The organism is Microbacterium sp. B19(2022), from assembly GCF_012030385.1.
GTDB classification, from domain to species: Bacteria; Actinomycetota; Actinomycetes; order Actinomycetales; family Microbacteriaceae; genus Microbacterium; species Microbacterium oxydans_B.
In genome coordinates, this window is sequence record NZ_JAAUVO010000007.1 from 1 (window position 1) to 20,352 (window position 20,352).

The window sequence follows — 20,352 nt, forward strand, 5'->3', positions numbered from 1 at the left end:
GGGGGAAGGAGCGGGCGAAAGGGGCGGGACGGGCTACCACGACGGGATGCCGACGAGGGCGGCACTGCGCTGCCAGAGGGCCTCGGCGAGATCCGGGTCGTTCACCTGCGGGTTGACCTTCGTGGTGAGGGTGCGCTCGTCGTAGTACGCGCCGGAGAGCCAGGTGTCGCCGGGGGTGCCCTCGATGAACCAGCGCAGAGTGTCGCCGCCCTTGTCGGCCCCGATCAGCAGGAGGTGCTTGAGGGGCGTGCGGTAGAGCAACCGCATGATGCTCGACGAGTCGGACGCGAAGTTCGTCTGCACGGTGCCCGGATGGAACGCCACCGCGCTGAGCCCGTCGGCATGGAACTTCGTGTGCAGGCTCTTCGCGAACAGCACGTTGGCGAGCTTCGCGTCGCCATAGGCCTTGTTCGGGCTGAAGCGGCGGGTGTTGTCGAGGTCGTCGACGTCGATGTGCCCGAAGAGGCGGTGGCCGATGCTCGAGGTGTTGATGACCGCGCCGTCGGATGCGAGCAGCTGCGGCAGCAGCAGGTTAGTGAGCAGGAACGGCGCCAGGTGATTGACCTGCATCGTCTTCTCGAAGCCGTCGACGGTCGGGGTCTGATCTCCGAAGATGCCGCCGGCGTTGTTCGCCAACACGTGGATGCCGCCATCGCCGACGGCATCCGTGATCTTCCCGGCCAGCGCCCGCACGTCGTCGAGGCGGGCGAAGTCGGCGGTGAACCAGTCCGATCCGGTCTCCTCCGCGACCGTGCGGGTCTTCTCGACCGATCGGCCGACCAGGATCAGTCGGTTCGACGGCGAGGCGAGCTGGCGAGCGGCGGCTGCCCCGATCCCGTCGGATGCTCCGGTGAGGACGATCGTCTTCTGAGGCACGGGCCGCGTCACTCGGCTTCGGCCGAGGGGGTGATGCGCCGGACCGCGCGGGTGACGTGCTCGGCGATGACCGCCTGTGCCCGGTCGGGGTCTCCGCTCGCGATGGCGTCGACGATCTGCTGGTGGCTGCGCACGTGCTCCTCGAGCTCGGCGGGGTCGAGTGCCGCGTTGGCGGCGTGCAGGAACCCGGTGATGCGTCCGCGCAGCTGCCCGCTGACCTCGTCGAGGAAGCGGTGTTCGGCGAGGTCGGCGAGGGTCTCGTGGAACAGGCGGTCCTGGCGCAGCACCTCGTCGATGTCGCCGGGAGCGGCATCCGACATCGCCTGGACGATGGCGCCGAGACGGGCGGCGGATTCCTCGTTCCATCGCTCCTGCACCCGGATGGCCATGAACTGCTCGAGCACGATCCGCAGGCTTGAGATCTCCTCCAGATCCTGCGCGCTCAGCTGTGCGACGCGGGCTCCGCGGCGGGGCTCGCGGGTGATCAGGCGCTCTTCGGCGAGACGGGTCAGGGCTTCGCGCACCGGGATGTGACTCACGCCGAGACGGTCGGCGAGCTTGCGTTCGACGAGGCGCTCGCCGGGCGCGAGCTCTCCGGAGTGGATGGCGGCGCGCAGCTCGTCCGTGACCTGTTCGGCGATGTTCTGATCCGAGACGCTGCGCATTCGGGTGCCCTCTCGATCCGCGGCGCAGCCTCGTCGAGTGGTGCGCATTCGTTCGCTCGATGCTATGGCATTTCTCGGATCGGTGGACACCGTCGCGTATTTGCTAGATGCTATAGCAAAGACTTCGAAACGATGACGAAGGGGTTGTCATGACCGATGGATCGACCGTTGCGGCGGATCCGCACGCAGGTGCCACGACACCGGCGAGCGCTGACGCGGAGGGCGCGGTGCGGTCCACCGGTCGCCGCGCCCTCATGGCCGGACTCGGTGCGGTCGCGCTCGGCGCTGCCGGCTCCCTCGCTGTCGTGACACCCGCGCAGGCGGCCCCCGTCGCCATGGGTGCGAAAGACATCACCAGGGCGGAGACCGTCGCCGAGCTGGCCCGCCTCCGTGCGCGGGCCGGCGACGTGGCCATCGTCGCCGGCTACCGGACACCGGGCGACGCGGGGCTGCTCGTGTACGTGGGGTCCGACGCGGCGAAGATCACGCCCGACGGCGGCACGGTGATCGCCGGCAAGCGCGGTACCACCTGGCTGCTGCAGCATGACGGCACGCTCGACTTCCGGGTCTTCGGCATCACGGGGCCCGAGACGGCGGCCGACGATGCGCTCGCCGCGATGGTGAACGATCCCCGCGTCGCACGGATCGAAGCGCACACGGATCTGCTGTTCCAGCGGCGGCATCGGTTCACGCGCTCCCACCTCGAGATCGACTTCGGCGGGCACGTCATCGCGACGGAGGGCATCGAGCCGAACACCCACGACAACCCGTTCGGTGCGGTGATGTTCTTCACAGGGGTCTCGCGAGACGTCGTCGTCGAGCATCAGCTGGCGGAAGCCTGGCCCGAGCTGACGGATGCGGTCGCCGTCCCCGATGCGGCGAAGTTCCCCGTCGACACGTGGTGGGCGGTGCAGTGCGACACGGTCGCCGGAGGCGGCGCCGATGAGCGCGAGATCCAGCGGTTCGTCCAGGTGACGCAGCAGATCGATGGGCAGCACATCCGGATCAATTACCTCAACGGCTGGCCGCTGGACAAGGGCCGCAAGCTCACCTGGCGGCAGATGGCCCCGGTCGAAGGCGTGCGCATCTCGAACATGCGGTTCCTCGGCGCCGGTCCCTTCGACGGGCCCACCGACGGCTCGTTCCCCGACGCGCGCGAGCTGACAGGGTCGCATCCGATCGCGTTCGAGTACGCCATCGGATGCGATGTCGCCGATGTGCACGCCAGCCGCACCTGGTGGCCCGTCGTGATGCGGCGGTGGAACACCCACTTCACGACCGAACGTTGCTCGGTCGAGAACCCGCCCACGGTGTTCTACGGCGGCGCGGGGTACCTCACGCAGCAGATCTACTGCCTCTACGGGCGGGTGAGCGACTGCACGTCGTCGAACGCGCGGCACCTCAACGACCTGACCGCCAGCGCGTACTGCCTCGTCGAGAACTGCCACGGTGACGGCGACGATCAGGGCGGCAACCCGTTCACCACCCACGGTCAGTACGAGCACGACCTCACCTTCATCGGATGCTCGGGGCTGATGGACATCGCCAATTCCGGCGCGCAGTGGGGCACCTCGGCCAAGCGCATCACGGTGCGCGACCACGTCTGCTCGTGGTTCGTCGCCGGCACGAAGATCAGCGATCTGACGCTGGAGAACGTGCGCGTGATCGGACGGTCGACCTTCGACCCGCAGGCGACCATGACGATCAACGCCGACGGCGCCCAGGTGCGCGGGTGCACCGCCGGGCTGTTGGCCATCGGGCAGCGGTCGGCTCGATCGTCGCGCCCGACGACGATCGAGGACAGCACCTTCGCGCTCCCCAAGGACCAGGTGCTCATCCAGACCCCGGTCACGGTTTCCGTGAGCTTCGTGCGCTGCACGGTCACGGGAATCGACGGGATGAAGGCGCGTGGTTCCGGACCCGTCGAGTTCGTCGACTGCCGGTTGAGCGGCCCGGTGAAAGGCGCGCCCGCCGAGATCAGCGCGTCGAGGGTCACCATCCGGGGCGGCTCGGTGCGCGATGCCGTGCTCTCCGCGACCGCCGTGCGCGACCAGGCCATCGCGCTGGAGGGCGTCGAGCTCAGCACAGAGCGCGCGGAGGGCGCCATGCTGTCCCGAGCCGCCGGCTCGGGGGTCATCACCTGGCGTCTGAGCGGCCTGACCTCGGCAGCGCCGAAGGGCGTGGCACACGTCGACATCGGCACGGGCGTCAACCACGCGCGCGTCACCGGCAGCCAGTTCGTCGGAGGGCGGCTGCGGTTGGCCGACGGCTTCTCGGAGCCTTCCACGCTCCTCTACAGCGACAACGTCGAGCGTGGCGTCGAGGCGGATCTCCCCGAGGCCGGAGACCGCGTGCTGATCGCCGACGTGCTCACGAGCGCGTGAGCGGCGGCATCATGGAGCACATGGAGGACTTCGAGTGAACGACACGGCATCGCCCACGCATCTCGGCGACCGCATCCGCATCCCGCGCACCCGCGCGCGCATCGGCATCGCCCGGCGCGACGTCACGCCGCCCATCGGCATCCGCGCCAAGAACTGGGGTCCCGCCGACTGGGAGCGCTCCGAGGGGGCGCACCGCCCGTTCGAGCTGACCGCGCTCGCCGTGATCGCGGGAGACGAGCGGCCGCGCCTGCTGCTCGCGGTCGACGGCACCTGGTGGCGCCGCGTGGCCGACGAGCAGGGTGTCCGCGGGGCGATCCTCGATGGCCTCGGACTCGACCCCGATCAGCTGATGCTGTCGCTCTCGCACACGCATGCCGGCGCGGTGCTCTGCGCGGCCGATGCGCACCTCCCGGGTGGAGAGCTGATCCCCGGGTACCTCGAGGCGCTCGCCGCCGCGGGCATCGCCGCCGGACGCGAGGCACTCGACGGGGCGGTTCTCGGACTCATCGAGTGGACGACCGGCCGCTGCACGCTCGCGGCCGACCGCGAGCTCGACGTCGACGGTCGTGCGCTCGTGGGCTTCAATCCCGCCGGCGCCGCCGACGACACCGTCATGATCGGCCGCCTCAGCGTCGACGGTGTCGTGCGCGGCACGCTCGTGAACTATGCCTGCCACCCGACCACGCTCGCCTGGCAGAGCCGTGAGGTATCGCCGGACTATGTCGGCGCGATGCGCGAGATCGTCGAGGCGGCCACGGATGCACCGTGCCTGTTCGTGCAGGGCGCCTCGGGCGAGCTGGCCCCTCGCGAGCAGTACACCGGCGATGTCTCGGTCGCCGACCGCCACGGACGCTCGCTCGGGCATGCGGTGCTCGCGGCCCTCGACGCGCTGCCTGCGCCGGGGGAAGAGCTGACGCTCGAGGGCGTCGTGGAGTCGGGCGCCCCGCTGGCGATCTGGGCGGGGCAGGAGGCCTCCGGCGGGGAGGGCGCGGCCGGTTCGGTGGCGTCGGTCGAGCTGCCGCTGCGCGACCTGCCGACGCTGGACGAGCTCGCCGAGGAGTGGAAGGACATCGACCCGCGGTCGCGCGAGGAGCGCCTCGGCCGCGCGCGCAACCTGCGTGACGGGTACATCGACGGCCCGACGGTGCAGCATCCGGTCTGGGCCTGGCGGCTCGGGGATGCGGTGATCGTCGGGCATCCGGGCGAGGCGTACTCGCGCCTGCAGACCGCGTTGCGAGCGCGGTTCCCCGAGACGCCGATCGTCGTGATGAACCTCACGAACGGCCCCGGCTTCGTGTACCTGCCGACGCGCGATGCGTATGACCGCGGCGCGTACCAGGCGTGGCAGACGCCGCTGGCCCCCGGCGCGCTCGACCTGCTCGAGGAGCATGTCGCGGCGGTCGTCGCCGATCTCTTCGACCGCTGAGTCGCGCGCCCGCTACACTTGCTATAGCAAATCTCGCACACCCTGAGGAGAGCAATGACCGCGCCCGTCGCCATCGTCACCGGAGGATCCGCCGGCATCGGCTGGGAGATCGGCCAGCGCCTCGCCGCCGACGGCTACACGGTCGTCGCCGCGGATCGCGTGCCCGGACTCACCTCGGGAGAGAACCCCGCCGGCATCCTGTGGCGCGAGCTCGACGTGACCGACCACGCCGGCGTCGACCGGGTGTTCGGCGAGATCGAGGCCGAGCTCGGACCCATCGAGGTGCTCGTCAACAACGCCGGCATCCAGCGCCACCGCGGCATCGAAGACCTCAGCTGGGACGAGTGGTCGGCCGTGGTCGACGTCAACCTGCACGGCGTCTTCTCGGCGCTGCAGGCCGCGGGCAGGCGGATGCTGGAGCGCGGCGACGGCCGCATCGTGAACATCTCGTCGATCTCGTCGCGCGGTTCGGCGGGACGCGCTCCCTACGCCACGACCAAGGCCGCCGTGATCGGCCTGACCTCGACTGCCGGTGCCGAGTGGGCCTCGCGTGGCGTGCGGGTAAATGCGGTCGCGCCCGGCTACATCGACACGGGAGTCTTCCGCCAGGGCGTCGAGGCGGGCACACTCAGCCTCGACACGATCCTGTCGCGCATCCCCGCGAAGCGCCTGGGCGACGCGAGCGAGATCGCCGCGGCGGTCAGCTTCCTCGTCTCCGACCAGTCCCGCTACATGAACGGCCAGACCCTCTACGTCGACGGCGGCTTCATGGTCGACTACGGCATCCCCCTGGCGAAGAAGCCCGAATGAGCACGATCGCGCGCATCGAGACGGCCACGGCCGCTCTGCCCCTCCCCGCGCCCTTGCAGTTGGGGGCGATGACGGTGACCCGCCGCGAGTACAGCGCGGTGCAGGCGAACGCCGACGACGGCACGACCGGCGTCGCATACTGCCTGTCGCGTGAGGCGCCGATGGCCGAGATCGTCGACCGGCTCGTCGCTGCACATGCGGTCGGTGCGGATGCCGATGACCCGATCGCGACCTGGGAGCGGATGCTGCGCGGCAGTGCGATCGTCGGGCGGGTGGGTCTCGTGCGGCGGGCCATCGGCCTCGTGGACATCGCACTGTGGGACATCGCGGCACGACGCGCGGACGTGCCGCTGTGGACGCTGCTCGGCACCGGAGACGCGCCGCGGGACTCGATTCTCGTCGCCGCATACCCGTCGCCTGACCGGCCTCCGCGCGAGGTCGCCGACGAGGTTCTCGCGCAGGCCGACGGCTGGACGTACGTGAAGATCTCCCGCATTCCCGATCCGGCATATATGCGCGAACTGTTCGCCCTGCTGAACGCCGAGCTGCCCTCCGCGACCGGTCTGATCGTCGACGTCGGCTTCGGCTGGCCGGATGCCGATGCCGCCCTGGCCGAGATCGCGCAGTGGGGCGACCCGCAGCTGGCCTGGCTCGAAGACCCGCTGCTGCCGGAGGATGCCGCGGGTGTCGCGCGAATCCGTCGGGAATCGGGCCTTCCCGTCTCGGTCGGCGATGAGGTCACCGACCCTGCCGTGCTGAAGGCGCTGGTCGAGGTCGGCGGGGTCGAAGCGCTGCGCCTCGACGTCGTCGCGATCGGTGGCGTGACCCCGGCCCAGGAGCTGATCGCCTGGGCGGCCGAGCGCGGCGTGCCCGTCTCGGGGCATGTCTACCCCGAGGTCACCGCCCACCTGGGCATCGGCGTGGAGACCTTCGCGCGGGGTATCAACCCGTACGACCCGGCGCCGTCGTTCGTGCTCGGCGGTCCGTCGTTCGAGGGGCGGATCCGGCCGACGGATGCGCCGGGGCTCGGGTTCGCGCTCGATCCTGGAGTGTTCCGGTTCGGGAAGAGCTGACGGGGCGGCGCCGGCAGTCGCGTCGCGCGTTCTGGGAGTCGCTCCGCGCGTTCTGAAGGAGAAGTCGCGGAATGAAGGACGTTCTGCGCTGTCGGCTCCTTCATTTCAGGAGTTCTCCTTCGCGGCGGGTGGCCGGGAGCGCGGCAACGCCTCACCGCAGATACGCGTCCACGAGCAGCGCGCCGCGGATGGCCCGCAGTTCGTCGACGATGCGCGCCACGCTCTTCGCACTCACCGACGACAGTGCGAGGTCGTGCGGGCCGAGAGGCTCGAGCTTCCCGGTCCGGATGCGGATGACCTCCCACCCCGCAGCGCGGAGGGCGCGGTCTTTGCGCAGATCGGCATCCTGTCGCTTGCCGACGTGCTCGAGGCCGTGACGGCCGACCGTGTCGTACTCGAGCGCAACGCGCAGTTCCGGGAACACGATGTCGGGCCAGACCTCGGTGTGGCGGAAGAACGGGCGCGACACTTTCACCGCGTTCACGGCCGCGTCGAACTCGATCAGCGCACCGAGCTCTGCGCGCAGGCGTCCTTCCACCGCGGATGCCGGGCGCGGGGCGCACGCGCTCACGAACGCGGTCCCGGCGGGCAGGTCGGGTGTCTTGGTGCAGAGCGCGGGCGCGGGGCGACGGGGTTTTCGCGGGAGAGCACGGCCCTCGCCCAGCACGACCGGTTGCGGACGGGCGAGCGCCGAGCACTCGGGACACCACGCGGAGCGGCGCCGCACCTGGCCCGGTCGCTCGCGCTGCTCGGTCGGGGTGGCGGCGAACCGGTGTCCGACCGGGCACTCCCAACAGAGCAGCACATCGGCCGCGAGCGGGACCTGCGACAGCGCGATGCCGTGGTTGAGCTCCGGGTGGTACTGCCGGATCAGTTCCGGGTACGCCGCCCACCCGGCGCGGTATGTGCCCACCTCATACGGAACGGCGCGACCGCGGGAGAACTGCCGTCGCGCCCACCACTGCTTCACCGGTTCCGGCACGCGCCGACGATATCCGCGAGCACGGACATCGCGTCGCCCCGGTCGACGACGGTCCGGATGTCCGCGGTCCGTGCGACGATCCGCACGTCGACGGGAGAACGGATGCGTGGGGAAGCCACGGTGCTGCACGCCGATCTCGATGCGTTCTACGCGTCGGTCGAGCAGCGTGATGCGCCGGAACTGCGCGGTCGACCCGTCATCGTGGGCGGTGGCGTCGTGCTCGCCGCGAGCTATGAGGCGAAGGCGCGCGGGGTCCGCACGGCGATGGGCGGCCGGCAGGCGCGTGAGCTCTGCCCGGATGCCGTCGTCGTCCCCCCGCGCATGGAGGCGTACTCCGCCGCGAGCAAAGACGTGTTCGCGATCTTCCGCGACACCACCCCACTCGTGGAGGGGCTCTCGATCGACGAAGCGTTCCTCGAGGTCGGGGGGTTGCGACGCATCGCGGGCACGCCTGAGCAGATCGCGGCACGGTTGCGGGAACGCGTGCGGACGGAGGCCGGGCTGGCGATCTCGGTAGGGGTCGCGCGCACCAAGTTCCTCGCCAAGGTCGCCAGCGCCGTGAGCAAACCCGACGGCCTGTTGGTCGTGGAACCCGAGCGCGAGGAGGAGTTCCTGCTTCCCCTTCCGGTCGAACGGCTGTGGGGTGTGGGGGCCGTGACGGCCGAGAAGCTGCACCGCTACGGCATCCGCACGGTCGGTGAGCTCGCCGAGCTCGAGGCCGCGACGGCGGAGCGGATGCTGGGCAAGGCGACGGGTGCCCACGTGCACGCGCTGGCCCGGCTGCGGGATCCGCGTCCGGTCGACACCACCCGGCGGCGCGGATCGGTCGGCTCGCAGCGGGCGCTCGGCAGCCGCCCGCGGTCCGCGGAGGAGCTCGACCTGATCCTCACCCAGATCGTCGACCGGCTCGGGCGGCGACTTCGCGACGGCGACCGCGTCTGCCGCACCGTCGTGCTGCGGCTGCGCTTCGGCGACTTCTCGAAGGCCACGCGCTCCCGCTCGCTCCGAGCGCCCACCGATCGCACCGCCATCGTGCTCACCGTCGCTCGCGCGCTGCTCGCCGCGGCGCAGGCCGAGATCTCGGCGCGCGGCATCACCCTGATCGGCATCTCGCTGTCGCAGCTCGACCGCGTCGGGAACGTGCAGCCCGAGCTGCCGATCGACTGGGGCGATGACGCGCGACTCGACTCCGTGCTCGACACCCTGCGCGACCGCTACGGGTCGACCTCGGTGTCGCGGGCGGCGCAGCTGGGCCGTGATCCGGGGTGGTCGTCGCCGATCCTTCCCGAGCACGAGTGATCCGGGACCGACCGTTCTGCGGCTGCGACCGCGCGTTCTGCGGCTGCGACCCCGCGTTCTGCGGCTGCGCCCGCGCGTTCTGCGGCTGCGCCCGCACGTTCTGCGGCTGCTCCCGCACGTTCTGAAGGAGATCGCACGGTATGAAGGAACCCTTTCGCGGATGGCTCCTTCATTCCGCGAGATCTCCTTCGCCTCGCGTGGCCGAGCCAGGGCGTTTTAGACTGCCGACATGCCTGTCATCGCCGTGATCTTCCCCGCGCTGCTGCTGCTCACCGCCGTGTTGACGGAACTCGCCAGCCGCGGTCGACTGAGCCGCAATCGGCTCGCCGGCATCCGCACGAACGCGACGATGCGAAGTGACGCGGCGTGGGCAGCATCCCACCGCGCGGCCGCCAAGACCGTCTGGATCGGCTTCGTCGTGAGTCTCGCTGCAGCCCTCATCGCGCTCGTCACCGAAGGCACTGTCTCCCTCATCGCTGTCGTTGCGGTCGCGGCCATCTTCCTCGCCACGTCTGTCGTCTCACTCGTTCAGGCGAACCGCGCCGGTGCGGCCGCGCACGCGGGGTAGGGGCTCACGGATCGCAGTTCTGCGGCGTGCCAGTGTCCCGAGAGTCGCGCGTTCTAAAGGAGAAAGCACGACATGAAGGAGCCTTTTCGCCTACGGCTCCTTCATGTCGCGAGATCTCCTTCAGGTGGAGAGGCCCGCTGACACAGGATGTCGGGAGGGCCGGCCGGCGAGGTCGCCGCGGCTTCAGGCCTTGAGCATCGAGGCACGCGAGATCAGTCCGTCGACCACGTCGAAGGTCGCGATGGTCTCGGTCGCGACGCCCGCATTGATGACCTGTTCCTGCGCGACGACCCAGCGGGTGCCGAACAGCACGCTGGTCTCGATCACGCACGACAGCTCGGGGTTCTGCAGCCGCGGCTCGTAGAACGCGCGGATCGCGGCTGAGCCCATCACCGGTTCGGGAGCGACGCCGGTGATCACGGCATCCGCGGCGTAGGTCGCGACGAAGGCGTCGAGGTCGTGCGCGTTGAACGCGTCGAGCTGCGCCTGGACGGTGTCGATGGCGGAGCGGGCAGAGAAGTCAGTCAATGCGAACGCCTCCGTTGACGTCGTAGGTGGCGCCGGTGATGAAGCGGGCGCGCTCCGACGCGAGTGATGTGATGATCCAGGCGACGTCTTCCGGCTGACCGAACGCGCCGAGGGGGATGCCGGCTTCGAGCTTCTCGCGGCCGGCGCCCTGCAACTGGTCGGTGATCGCGCTCTTGACCGGACCGGGGGTGACCGCATTCACGCGGATGCCCTCGGACGCGAGGTGTCGGGCGAAGCTGCGCGTGATCGCGAGGATCGCCCCCTTGCTGGCGGCGTAGTGGATGCCGGTCTGCAGCGCGCCGACCTGCCCGGCGATCGACGCGATGTTGATCACGGAGCGATCTCCCTCGGCGGCCCGGAGCAGCGGAAGGGCGCCGCGGGTGAGGAAGAACGTGCCGCGGGCGTTGGTCTCGAGGACCATGTCCCACTCGTCGAAGTCGATGTCGTCATAGGCGGTGTACGGGCACACGCCGCCGTTGTTGATGAGCACGTGCAGCGAGCCCCAGGCGTCCGTGATCTCGCCGACCAGCGCGTCGATCGACTCGCGCTCGCGCAGGTCCAGGCGCGAGACGTGCACCTCGGGGGCGCCGGCCGCCCGGCACTCCTCGGCGACGCGGAGAGCTTCGGCTTCCCGTCCGGCGTACGTGATCCAGAGGGCGGTGCCCTCGCGGGCGAGGTCGAGGGCGGCGGCGGTTCCGATACCGGAACTGGCCCCCGTGATCAGAGCGCGGCGGGTAGTCATGCGTCCGATGCTATAGCAAATGATGGCCAACCGTAGTGCCGTGCAGACATCTGCTAGATGCTATAGCATCGCTCTCATGACTGCGCCCTTCATCCTCGTCAGTGACTGCGACCTGCCGGGAACCGTCATTGAGGACACCCTCCGGCAGGCCGGGCTGCGCGCCGAGCGCGCCGTATCGGGCAGCCTCGACGACATCGCCGCCGCCGGCTCCGAGGCCGAGGGGCTCGTCGTGCAGTGGGCGCAGATCACCGGCGAGGTGATGGACCGGATGCCGAACCTGCGCATCATCAGCCGCGTGGGCATCGGTTACGACATGGTCGACGTCGAGGCCGCCACCGCCCGCGGCATCGCCATCGCGAACACCCCGAGCTACTGCATCGAAGAGGTCGCCGCGCACACCATCGCGATGATCATGACGCAGGCCCGCGGTCTCCCCGCCTACGACCGCGCCGTGCGCGCCGGCACCTGGAAGGCCGTCGATGCCCGCCCGCTCGCCGTGCGCCCCTCGGCCACCACCGTCTCGGTGCTCGGCTTCGGCCGCATCGGATCGATGGTCGCCCGCGGATGCCGTGCGCTGGGCTTCCGCGTCGTCGTCGCCGACCCCTATGCCCCCGTCGACGCCGTGCGCGACGCCGGCTGCGAGCCCGTGAGCATTCCGGATGCCGTGGCCCAGGCCGATATCCTCACTCTGCACGTGCCGCTCACCGACGAGACCCGGCACCTGGTCGACGCCACGGCCATCGCGACGATGAAGCCCGGCGCTGTCGTGGTGAACACGTGCCGCGGTCCGCTCATCGATGAGGATGCGCTCGCGGACTCGCTGCGCGCCGGGCACCTGGGTGCCGCCGCCCTCGATGTGTTCGCGGGGGAGCCCCTCGCCGCCGACTCGCCGCTGCGCGATCTCGAGCAGGTTCTGCTGACCCCGCACGCCGCCTGGTTCTCTCCCCAGGCCCTGGCGGATCTGCCCGTGCACGCGGCAGAGAACATCATCCGGTACCTCGCCGGGGAGTCCGTGCCGATCGTCAACCCGACCTACGCCGCCGCGCGCTGACCGAAGGATCATCATGGAACTGCTGCGACTGGGCCCGGTCGGTCACGAACACCCGTACGTCCGCGAGGACGGCGTCGTCTACGACCTCGCACCCCTCACCGCGGACATCGACGGCGCCTTCCTCGCGTCGGACGGCATCTCCCGCGTGCGCGCGGCACTGAGCCGCGGCGAGCTGTCCACGGCCGACGTCGAGGGGCTGCGCATCGGCTCGCCCGTCACGCGTCCGACGGCGGTGGTCTGCGTCGGTCAGAACTACGCCGCGCACGCGGCCGAGTCGGGGTCGCTGCCGCCCGAGCATCCGGTGATCTTCTTCAAGCATCCGAACACCGTCGTCGGCCCGAACGACGTCGTGCTGCTGCCGCCCGGTGCCGAGAAGGTCGACTGGGAGGTCGAACTGGCGATCGTGATCGGCAAGACCGCCCGCTACCTGTCGTCGCCGGATGCCGCGCGCGACGTGATCGCCGGGTACACGATCTCGAACGACGTGTCGGAGCGGGCGTACCAGCTCGACGTCTCGGGTGGGCAGTGGTCGAAGGGCAAGTGCTCCGAGACGTTCAACCCGCTCGGGCCCGCGCTCGTCCCCGCCGACGAGGTCGACCCGCAGAACCTGCGCCTGCGTTCCTTCGTGAACGGCGAGCCGCGTCAGGACTCCTCGACGGCCGACATGATCTTCCCCGTGCTGCAGATCGTGCACGAGCTGAGCCAGTACCTCGTGCTCGAACCCGGCGACGTGATCAACACCGGAACTCCGCAGGGCGTCGCGCTCTCCGGGCGCTTTCCGTACCTGCAGGACGGCGACGAGATGACGATCGAGATCGAAGGTCTCGGCCGCCAGCATCAGCGCACCGAACGGGTGCACCTGGGCTGACCGCCCGCTCGCGCCCGGCGGCCTGTGTCCGGGGCACGGTTCCTTTTGCTGAGTGCACCGTGCCTCGGGCAGGGGCCGTCGGGCTCTCGGCATGCGCCCGTCTCCGCCGTCGCATTCACTCTGGACTCATTCCTTCGCCCGAAGCTACGTTCCGTCTCAGACGCGACGATGCGGAGGACGGTTCATGGTTCAGCTCACACGACGCACCCTGCTTCGGGTGTCCACAGGCATGGCGGCACTCACGCTCGCAGAGTCGATCTTCTCCACGCTCCCCGCGCCGTGGGCGGGCACGACGACGATCGACCCGGTGCTGCGAGCGCGCTGGACGGACATCCTCACCGGTCGCCACCAGGTCGTCCCTTCCGATGCGAGGTTCGCGACGGCGCTTTCGGCGCTGGACGCCCGTGTCACCGGGTGGCGGGCGATGCTCGATCCCACCGCGGTCTCAGTGTTCACGGATCTCCTCGTGACGGGCGCGAATCCCGATGCTCAGGGCGTGCGTACTGCGCAGAAGATCCGCCAGTCGTACACGCGGCTGCTCGACCTCGCCGTCGCATGGGCGACCCCGGGGTCGATGCATCATGCCGACTCGACCCTGGTCGCGCAGATCTCCTCGGGTCTCGGCTCGCTCGCCGCGGCCGGCTTCGCATCGGGGACGCCGATGGCCGCCGCGGACAACTGGTGGGATTGGCAGATCGGATCGCCCCGCGCTCTCGCGAGCATCCTCGTGCTCGTCGGCGACGAGCTGACTGCCACGCAGGTCACCGCGGGATGCGCGGCGATCGACCACTTCGTGCCGGACCCGTGGTTCCTCGATCCGCTGAAGGGGCTTCCCGTGAAGGAATCGACCGGGGCGAACCGGATGGACATGTGCCAGACCGTGGTGGTGCGCGCGCTGCTGGACGGGAACGTCTCGAGGCTCGAGAGGGCACGGGCCGGCCTCGCGCCGGTGTGGGCGACCGTCCTGGAGGGAGACGGCTTCCACGCCGACGGCTCGATGATCCAGCATGCGAGCGTCCCGTACACGGGCTCGTACGGAATCGAGCTCCTGCTCGCGGCGTCGCGCCTGTTCGCGCTCCTCGACCTGGGAGCGGCCGGACCGGAGTACGAGGCGTTCTTCGACCTGGTCGGGAAGAGCTACCTGCCGGTCGTCTACCGCGGCAGGGTCATGGACCACGTGCGGGGCCGTGCTGTCGCCCGCCCGCTCGCTCGCAGTCAGGATGCCGGTTTCCAGGCGGTGGAGGGGCTGCTCCTGCTCGCAGAAGCTGCTCCTGCACCGGTGGCGACGCAGATCCGCGGGCGCGTGCGCTCCTGGGTGAACGAGGACTCCACGGGGCGGATCTTCGAGACGGGGTCGGTGGCGAGGACGGGCCTGGTCGTCGCGCTGACGAACAGCGCGGTGGCCGCTCTCCCCGAACCATCCGCCGGTGCGACCGTCTTCAACGCGATGGCTCGGTGCATCGTGCGCGACGCCGATCACGCGATCGCGATCTCGGCATCGAGTCCGACGATCGCCTGGTACGAATGCAGCACGTTGGAGAACATCCGCGGCTACCATTCCGGCAGCGGCATGACGTACGTGTACGACGCGGACACCTCCCACTACGACGATGAGTTCTGGCCGACTGTCGACCGCTATCGCCTGCCGGGCACGACCGTGGAGCAGCTCGCCCTCCCCGATCGGATCGGCGGCACATCCGGCAAGGGGCGTCCACCGGGTGAATGGACGGGCGGATCGTCCGTGATGTCGGACTCCCCCGACGCGGCGACGGTCTTCGCGCAGGATCTCCATGCGCCGCACGATCACGCGGGGACGGGCGGGGCGTTCCGCGGGAGCGACATGCACGCGCGCAAGGCCTGGTTCCTCCAGGACGGCGTCCTCGTCGCCCTGGGCGCTGACATCTCCTCCACCACCGGGGGCATCGTCGAGACCGTCGTCGAGAATCGGAACCTCCACGCCGCGGGCGCGTCCCCCCTGCGCGTCGACGGCGTCGTCCGCATCGGGACGCTGCCGAGCTCGCGCACGGAGAACGCGACCGGTCCGCTGAGCGTCCACATCGACGGTGTCGGCGGATACTTCTTCCCCGTCGGCGGCAGCGTGAAGATGAAGCGCGAGGAGCGCACCGGATCGTGGGCCGACATCAACACCACGGCAGGAATCGACGCGACTCCACATGCACGCCGATATCTCACCCTGTGGCTCTGGCACGGCCAGAATTTCTCCGGCCGGTCGTATCAGTACGCCGTGTTGCCTGGAGCATCCCTCACCGCGACGCAGGCGTTCGCCGCCGCACCGAACTTCGCGGTGCTCCAGAACTCCGCCGAGTGTCAGGCGCTGCGGTTCGACGCGCGCGATACGCGTCTGTTCGCGTTCTGGCGGGCGGTGACGGTGGACGGGGTGACGGCGAGTGCACCGTGCACTGTCGCCGTCAGCACTCGTACCGACGGCGCGGTGGTCGTCGCGATCGATGAGCACGCGGGATCCGTGACGGCGCTGAGCGTGGCGTTCGATGGCCTCGGTATCCCGTCGAGCTCGTCCTGCACGGGCGGGTCTGTGGCGATCGTGGGCTCTCGCGTGGTGGTGACCCTCGCTTCCGGGGCGCGCCACGCGGAGGGCGAACTCCACTTCTGAGGACCCTCGCTCCTCACGCGCCTCGCAGGCATCGCGCTGCGGTCGAGCGCTCTCCGGCGCGCCCGCACGATCGGCCGCAGAATCAATCGGAATTCATGCTTGATTCATTCTTCTGCGGGCCCCTTGAATCAGAGAACACCGCGCATCCCGAGCGGATCCTGAAGCTACGTCACAAAGGAGTACGTAATGAATCTGAGTTCGAATCGCGCTCGCCGCCGCGTCGCGGCCGCGGCAGGAGCGCTGCTCGTCACCACTCTCGTGACGGCCGGCTGCGGCACACAGATCCGCGGCGACGACGACGAAGCGAAGGGCACTCTCACCTACTGGTCGGCGTGGAACGTCGGCGAGGCGCAGCAGGAGATCTTCGAGACCGTGCGCACCGCCTTCACCGAGGAGACCGGCATCGAGGTCGAGGTCGAGTACCTCGGCCGCCAGGTCACGCAGAACCTGATCAACGCTCTCGGCAACGGGACCGGGCCCGACCTCTTCGACGCGGGAAGCCGGAACATCCTGGACTACGAGGGCCGTGGCTTCCTGGCCGACCTCGACGCGCTGATGGAGACGGACATCCCCGGCGAGGACATCTCGGTGGGAGAGAGCTTCACGGACGCCGTCCGAGAGGCGGCATCGGGTGAGGAGGGCGTCGGGATCCTGCCGACCTACGTCAACTCCTCGGCGATCTGGTTCGACGCGTCGCAGTTCCCCGAACTCGAGAGCGACCCGCCGCAGGAGTGGGACGACTTCATCGCCCTCCTGGACGAGCAGAAGGCGGAAGGCCTCACCCCCCTCGGCGCGGATGGCACGGTGCCCAGCTACAACGTTTTCTGGCTTTACCAGCTGCTCGTGCAGGCCGAAGGGCCGGGAGCGCTCCGCTCGCTCGCGGAGGCACCGGAGAACTGGGATCAGTCGTACGTCCTCGAGGCGGCGCAGCGCGTCCAGCAGATCGTCGACGGCGGCTACCTGCAGGACGACTACATGGGCACGAAGTACCCGGATGCGCAGAATCAGTGGGCTCAGGGAGCGCACTCCTTCATGCTGGGCGGGTCGTACATGGAAGGGGAGACGCGAGACCAGCAGAAGGACGGCTTCACGGCTCGGACGTTCATGTTCCCTGCCGTCCCGGGCGGCACACCGACGGTCGAGGTCACCGCGAGCGGGCTCGCGATCAATGCCGACAGCAAGAACATGGACGCGGCGAACCAGTTCCTCGCCTTCGCCGCTCAGGAGAAGTTCCAGAAGCTGTACGCGTCCGAGGCCGGGTTCATCGCGGCGCGCTCGGGCGTGGAACAGCCGGAGACGCTGCGCGGTCTGGTCGAACAGATCGAGAACGCCGACTCCGTCACGCAGTCGCACGATCTCGCCGCAGCGCTGCACCCGTCGTGGTGGAACGACATCCTGCTGCCTCTGGATGACGCTCTCTTCTCGGGCACCATCACCGCGGAAGAGTTCGTCGCACGCGGCAAGGAGCAGACCGCCGCATACCTCGCCGCCAACGGCTGATCGGCAGGCTCCCCATGGCGACCCCTCTCCTCCTCCACCGGCGCACTGCTCGGCAGGGATCGACCGATGCCACCGGTGTCGATCGGCTCGCGCTGCCCTTCCTCGTCCCCGCGGTGGCGATGATGACGATCACCCTCGTCATCCCGTCGGTTTTCACGGCCGTCATCTCGTTGACCTCGTGGTCGGGTCCGGGGGACGAGGTCGTCTGGGTGGGCCTGCGCAACTACATCGGATTGTGGGCGTCGGACGCGTTCCGCTCGTCGTTCGTGAACACGGCGGTGCTGCTGATCGTCGGTGGCATCCTCGTGTTCACGGTGGTCTTCGCCTCACTGATCGCGCTACGCGGGATGCGGGGAGGAGCGTTCATCCGGTCCGTCGTCTTCGTGCCGGTGATCATCTCGCCGATCGCGATCGGTGTGGCGTTCGGCTTCCTCCTGAACCCGAACGGCGGCTTCAACCAGATCCTCGAAGCGCTCTCGCTCGATGCTCTGCGCAGAGCCTGGCTGTCACCGGACGTCGTGTTCCAGGTGATCATCGTCGGTCTCGTGTGGAGCGTCAGCGGGTACTACCTCGCGATCGTCGCGACGGGCGTCGATCAGATCCCCGCGCACCTGTATGAGGAGGCGGAACTTGCGGGTGCGACGCGCACGCAGCAGTTCCGGATGATCACCATCCCGCTGAGCTGGGAGTCGCTCTCCGTGGCGATCGTGCTGTGGATCATCAGCAGCATGAAGACGTTCGAGATCGTGATCGCGTTCGTCGGATCCCAGGGCGTGCCGCCCATCCAGGCGCGCACCGCTTCGGTGCAGCAGTACCTCGCCACGACCGGCGGCCCGGACGGAAGCCCGCAGCTCGCCTACGCGTCGGCGATCGGCATGGTGCTCTTCCTGCTCACCTCGGTCCTGGTGATGCTCGTGCGGAGACTTCTGAAGAGAGACAAGGTGGAACTGTCGTGAGCATCATGACCAGGCCTCCTCGCGCCCCCGAGGCGGCGGAGCAACCGGTGCAGACCGGTCGCCACCCTCGCCTCCGGCGTACCGGGCACCGACGATGGACGGCTCCCATCGGCGACATCGTCATCCCCCGCGGCATCCAGGCCGCGCTGTGGGTGTGGGTGTCGTTCAACCTCCTGATGGCGGTGTGGGTGGGGATCACGTCCCTGAAGTCGGACAGCGAGATCTTCGCCACCCCCTTCGGTCTTCCCGCATCGCCGGAGTGGGAGAACTTCGTGAGCGCGTGGACGGTGTCCGGTTTCGGCGGCGTGACGCTCAACACGATCGTCATCGTGACGATCTCCGCCTCCCTGACGATCGCGCTGGGAGCCCCCGCCGCATATGTGCTCGCGAGGAGCTCGCGACGATGGATCGCGGGCATCAACACCTATACGGCGCTGTGTGTGGCGCTGCCGGTGCAGACGATCCTCGTCCCGCTCTTCATCGCGAAGACGGAGGTGCACCAGTTCGCCGTGGAGATCCTCTTCGGCTGGTGGGATGACCGGATCACGCTCATCTTCATCTATGTCGGCACTTCTCTCCCGTTCACGATCTTCCTGCTCACAGCCGCCTTCAGGGGGCTTCCGTCAGCGCTTCCCGAGGCCGCGGCGCTCGACGGGGCGACACCCGCGCGCACGTTCTGGAGCATCATGATGCCGGTCGCCTGGCCCGCGGTGAAGAGCGCGTTCGTCCTGAACTTCCTGCACATGTGGAACGAAGCGCTCCTCGTCCTGGTGTTGATCAACTCGCCGAGCGAGCAGACCCTGCCCGCGGCACTTCTCCGGTTGTACGGCACCATGCAGTACAACTCCAACTGGGGAGGCCTGTTCGCCGGCGTCGTGATCGTGATCTATCCGATGATCCTGCTGTATCTGTGGGTCGGTCGTCGCATCATGGAAGGGATGACCTCCGGTGCCGTCAAGTGATCGTCGTCGGAGTCGCGGACAGCTCCCGAGCATCGTCATCAGCGCCGACGCCGGCGACGTCGACAGGCTGTTCCCCGCGAACGTACTCGCGCCGTTGCGCGAGTACGGCCGAGTGGTGCAGGTGGGCGGAGACCCGAGCGTGCTCGACAGGGAGGACAAGCGATCGGCCGAGGTGCTCCTGACGAGCTGGGGGACGCACGAGATCTCTGCCGAGATGCTCGACGGGTTCCCCTCGCTCGAGGCGATCATCCACACGGGCGGTTCGGTGAAGCGGCTCCTCACGAACGACGCGTGGGCGACGGGCGTACGGGTCTCGACCCAGGTCGAACGCAACGCGGAGGCGGTCGCCGAGTACGCCGCGGCCATGATCGTCGCGAGCTTGAAAGGCGTGTTCCGACTGCGTCGCGACTACGTCCGCGAAGGCGCGGCGCTCGATCGGGGGCCGCGTCTCGACACGCTTGGGATCACGGGCAAGACCGTCGGTCTGGTGGGGGCGTCCCGCGTCGGTCGTGCGGTGGCGCGACTCATCGCGCGGCACGATCTGCAGGTGCTCGTCTACGACCCCTATATCGACGCCGTCGAAGCGGACTCCCTGGGTGCCCGGCTGACATCGTTGGAGACGCTCGTGCATGACAGCGACGTGGTGTCCCTCCACGCTCCGGCCACTGCGGGCACGCGCGGGATGATCACCCGCCGGCTGCTGGAGAGCATGCGCCCCGGTGCGACGCTCATCAACACCGCCCGCGGATCGGTCGTCGATCAGGATGCCCTCATCGACGTGCTCCGCACGGGCGACCTCTTCGCGATCCTCGACGTCACCGAACCCATGGTCCCCGCCGCCGACTCGGCGTTGTGGGGGCTGGAGAACGTCTTCCTGACACCCCATATCGCCGGTGCTACGGGGTCGGATCTCCAGCGGCTCGGCCGAGGCGCAGTCGACGAGGCGATTCGCGTGCTCACGGGTGAGGAGCTCGCGCACCGGGTGCGGGCCGAAGACCTTTCGCGAATCGCGTGAGCCCGGGGGAACCGG

The 20,352-nt window shown here is 69.3% G+C and carries 18 protein-coding genes; 13 read left to right on the forward strand and 5 right to left on the reverse strand.

The window, feature by feature from the left end:
* Positions 1-33 precede the first annotated feature (33 nt).
* Positions 34-876 carry an SDR family NAD(P)-dependent oxidoreductase gene (locus HCX50_RS07725; RefSeq protein WP_167633590.1) on the reverse strand — a complete coding sequence of 281 codons (843 nt, stop codon included), beginning with the start codon at positions 874-876 and terminating at the stop codon, positions 34-36.
* Positions 877-884: 8 nt separating this feature from the next.
* Positions 885-1,541: a GntR family transcriptional regulator gene (locus HCX50_RS07730; RefSeq protein ID WP_167633592.1), complete on the reverse strand. Its 657-nt coding sequence runs from the start codon at positions 1,539-1,541 to the stop codon at positions 885-887.
* 149 nt (positions 1,542-1,690) lie between these two features.
* Between HCX50_RS07730 and HCX50_RS07735 the strand changes: the two genes are divergently transcribed.
* Genes HCX50_RS07735 through HCX50_RS07750 form a run of 4 tightly spaced genes read left to right on the forward strand, consistent with a single transcriptional unit; the run spans position 1,691 to position 7,234 of the window.
* Positions 1,691-3,925 carry a DUF4148 domain-containing protein gene (locus tag HCX50_RS07735; protein ID WP_237682400.1) on the forward strand — a complete coding sequence of 745 codons (2,235 nt, stop codon included), beginning with the start codon at positions 1,691-1,693 and terminating at the stop codon, positions 3,923-3,925.
* A gap of 34 nt (positions 3,926-3,959) precedes the next feature.
* Positions 3,960-5,351: a hypothetical protein gene (locus HCX50_RS07740; protein WP_091033242.1), complete on the forward strand. Its 1,392-nt coding sequence runs from the start codon at positions 3,960-3,962 to the stop codon at positions 5,349-5,351.
* A gap of 54 nt (positions 5,352-5,405) precedes the next feature.
* Positions 5,406-6,161: an SDR family NAD(P)-dependent oxidoreductase gene (locus HCX50_RS07745; RefSeq protein ID WP_167633594.1), complete on the forward strand. Its 756-nt coding sequence runs from the start codon at positions 5,406-5,408 to the stop codon at positions 6,159-6,161.
* On the forward strand, positions 6,158-7,234 hold the full coding sequence (locus tag HCX50_RS07750) for an enolase C-terminal domain-like protein (RefSeq protein ID WP_167633596.1): 1,077 nt from the start codon (positions 6,158-6,160) through the stop codon (positions 7,232-7,234). The genes HCX50_RS07745 and HCX50_RS07750 overlap by 4 nt, the downstream gene beginning before the upstream one ends.
* 151 nt (positions 7,235-7,385) lie before the next feature.
* On the opposite strand, the gene HCX50_RS07755 is transcribed toward HCX50_RS07750, so the two are convergent.
* Positions 7,386-8,216, reverse strand: coding sequence for a zinc-ribbon domain-containing protein (locus HCX50_RS07755; protein ID WP_167633598.1), 831 nt, complete (start codon positions 8,214-8,216; stop codon positions 7,386-7,388).
* 102 nt (positions 8,217-8,318) lie between these two features.
* On the opposite strand from HCX50_RS07755, the gene dinB reads away from it, so the two are divergent.
* Positions 8,319-9,515, forward strand: a complete 1,197-nt coding sequence (gene dinB / locus HCX50_RS07760; RefSeq protein WP_167633600.1) for a DNA polymerase IV — start codon at positions 8,319-8,321, stop codon at positions 9,513-9,515.
* A gap of 229 nt (positions 9,516-9,744) precedes the next feature.
* Positions 9,745-10,083: an SdpI family protein gene (locus HCX50_RS07765; RefSeq protein ID WP_167633602.1), complete on the forward strand. Its 339-nt coding sequence runs from the start codon at positions 9,745-9,747 to the stop codon at positions 10,081-10,083.
* A 183-nt stretch (positions 10,084-10,266) separates the two neighbouring features.
* Here HCX50_RS07765 and HCX50_RS07770 read toward each other — a convergent pair whose 3' ends face one another.
* Positions 10,267-10,611 (reverse strand): nuclear transport factor 2 family protein, encoded by a 345-nt coding sequence (locus tag HCX50_RS07770; protein WP_167633604.1) that lies wholly within the window; start codon positions 10,609-10,611, stop codon positions 10,267-10,269.
* Positions 10,604-11,353: an SDR family NAD(P)-dependent oxidoreductase gene (locus HCX50_RS07775; protein ID WP_091033223.1), complete on the reverse strand. Its 750-nt coding sequence runs from the start codon at positions 11,351-11,353 to the stop codon at positions 10,604-10,606. Before HCX50_RS07775 ends, HCX50_RS07770 begins: the two co-directional genes overlap by 8 nt.
* 76 nt (positions 11,354-11,429) lie before the next feature.
* Here HCX50_RS07775 and HCX50_RS07780 point away from each other — a divergent pair, with 76 nt between their 5' ends.
* The 7 genes from HCX50_RS07780 (at position 11,430) to HCX50_RS20165 (ending at position 20,337) form a co-directional block, all read left to right on the forward strand.
* Positions 11,430-12,404 carry a C-terminal binding protein gene (locus HCX50_RS07780; protein WP_167633606.1) on the forward strand — a complete coding sequence of 325 codons (975 nt, stop codon included), beginning with the start codon at positions 11,430-11,432 and terminating at the stop codon, positions 12,402-12,404.
* A 13-nt stretch (positions 12,405-12,417) separates the two neighbouring features.
* Positions 12,418-13,272, forward strand: a complete 855-nt coding sequence (locus HCX50_RS07785; RefSeq protein ID WP_167633608.1) for a fumarylacetoacetate hydrolase family protein — start codon at positions 12,418-12,420, stop codon at positions 13,270-13,272.
* Positions 13,273-13,456: 184 nt separating this feature from the next.
* Complete coding sequence (locus tag HCX50_RS07790) at positions 13,457-15,904, forward strand: polysaccharide lyase 8 family protein (RefSeq protein ID WP_167633610.1); 2,448 nt, start codon at positions 13,457-13,459, stop codon at positions 15,902-15,904.
* Between the two features lie 186 nt (positions 15,905-16,090).
* Positions 16,091-17,404 carry an ABC transporter substrate-binding protein gene (locus tag HCX50_RS07795; protein ID WP_167633612.1) on the forward strand — a complete coding sequence of 438 codons (1,314 nt, stop codon included), beginning with the start codon at positions 16,091-16,093 and terminating at the stop codon, positions 17,402-17,404.
* Between the two features lie 14 nt (positions 17,405-17,418).
* Complete coding sequence (locus HCX50_RS07800) at positions 17,419-18,360, forward strand: carbohydrate ABC transporter permease (RefSeq protein WP_167633614.1); 942 nt, start codon at positions 17,419-17,421, stop codon at positions 18,358-18,360.
* 5 nt (positions 18,361-18,365) lie between these two features.
* Positions 18,366-19,322, forward strand: a complete 957-nt coding sequence (locus tag HCX50_RS07805; protein ID WP_167633854.1) for a carbohydrate ABC transporter permease — start codon at positions 18,366-18,368, stop codon at positions 19,320-19,322.
* A complete protein-coding gene (locus HCX50_RS20165; protein WP_167633616.1) occupies positions 19,309-20,337 on the forward strand; it encodes an NAD(P)-dependent oxidoreductase in 1,029 nt (342 codons plus the stop codon). Before HCX50_RS07805 ends, HCX50_RS20165 begins: the two co-directional genes overlap by 14 nt.
* Positions 20,338-20,352: the final 15 nt, after the last annotated feature.

What these genes read in the sequence shown, in the direction of transcription:
- HCX50_RS07805 (WP_167633854.1), top strand. Translation starts at nt 18,366, where the DNA reads ATGACCAGGCCTCCTCGCGCCCCCGAGGCGGCGGAGCAACCGGTGCAG.
- HCX50_RS07800 (WP_167633614.1), top strand. Translation starts at nt 17,419, where the DNA reads ATGGCGACCCCTCTCCTCCTCCACCGGCGCACTGCTCGGCAGGGATCG.
- HCX50_RS07795 (WP_167633612.1), top strand. Translation starts at nt 16,091, where the DNA reads ATGAATCTGAGTTCGAATCGCGCTCGCCGCCGCGTCGCGGCCGCGGCA.
- HCX50_RS07750 (WP_167633596.1), top strand. Translation starts at nt 6,158, where the DNA reads ATGAGCACGATCGCGCGCATCGAGACGGCCACGGCCGCTCTGCCCCTC.
- HCX50_RS07765 (WP_167633602.1), top strand. Translation starts at nt 9,745, where the DNA reads ATGCCTGTCATCGCCGTGATCTTCCCCGCGCTGCTGCTGCTCACCGCC.
- dinB (WP_167633600.1), top strand. Translation starts at nt 8,319, where the DNA reads ATGCGTGGGGAAGCCACGGTGCTGCACGCCGATCTCGATGCGTTCTAC.
- HCX50_RS07775 (WP_091033223.1), bottom strand. Translation starts at nt 11,353, where the DNA reads ATGACTACCCGCCGCGCTCTGATCACGGGGGCCAGTTCCGGTATCGGA.
- HCX50_RS07730 (WP_167633592.1), bottom strand. Translation starts at nt 1,541, where the DNA reads ATGCGCAGCGTCTCGGATCAGAACATCGCCGAACAGGTCACGGACGAG.
- HCX50_RS07785 (WP_167633608.1), top strand. Translation starts at nt 12,418, where the DNA reads ATGGAACTGCTGCGACTGGGCCCGGTCGGTCACGAACACCCGTACGTC.
- HCX50_RS07745 (WP_167633594.1), top strand. Translation starts at nt 5,406, where the DNA reads ATGACCGCGCCCGTCGCCATCGTCACCGGAGGATCCGCCGGCATCGGC.
- HCX50_RS07780 (WP_167633606.1), top strand. Translation starts at nt 11,430, where the DNA reads ATGACTGCGCCCTTCATCCTCGTCAGTGACTGCGACCTGCCGGGAACC.
- HCX50_RS07735 (WP_237682400.1), top strand. Translation starts at nt 1,691, where the DNA reads ATGACCGATGGATCGACCGTTGCGGCGGATCCGCACGCAGGTGCCACG.
- HCX50_RS07790 (WP_167633610.1), top strand. Translation starts at nt 13,457, where the DNA reads ATGGTTCAGCTCACACGACGCACCCTGCTTCGGGTGTCCACAGGCATG.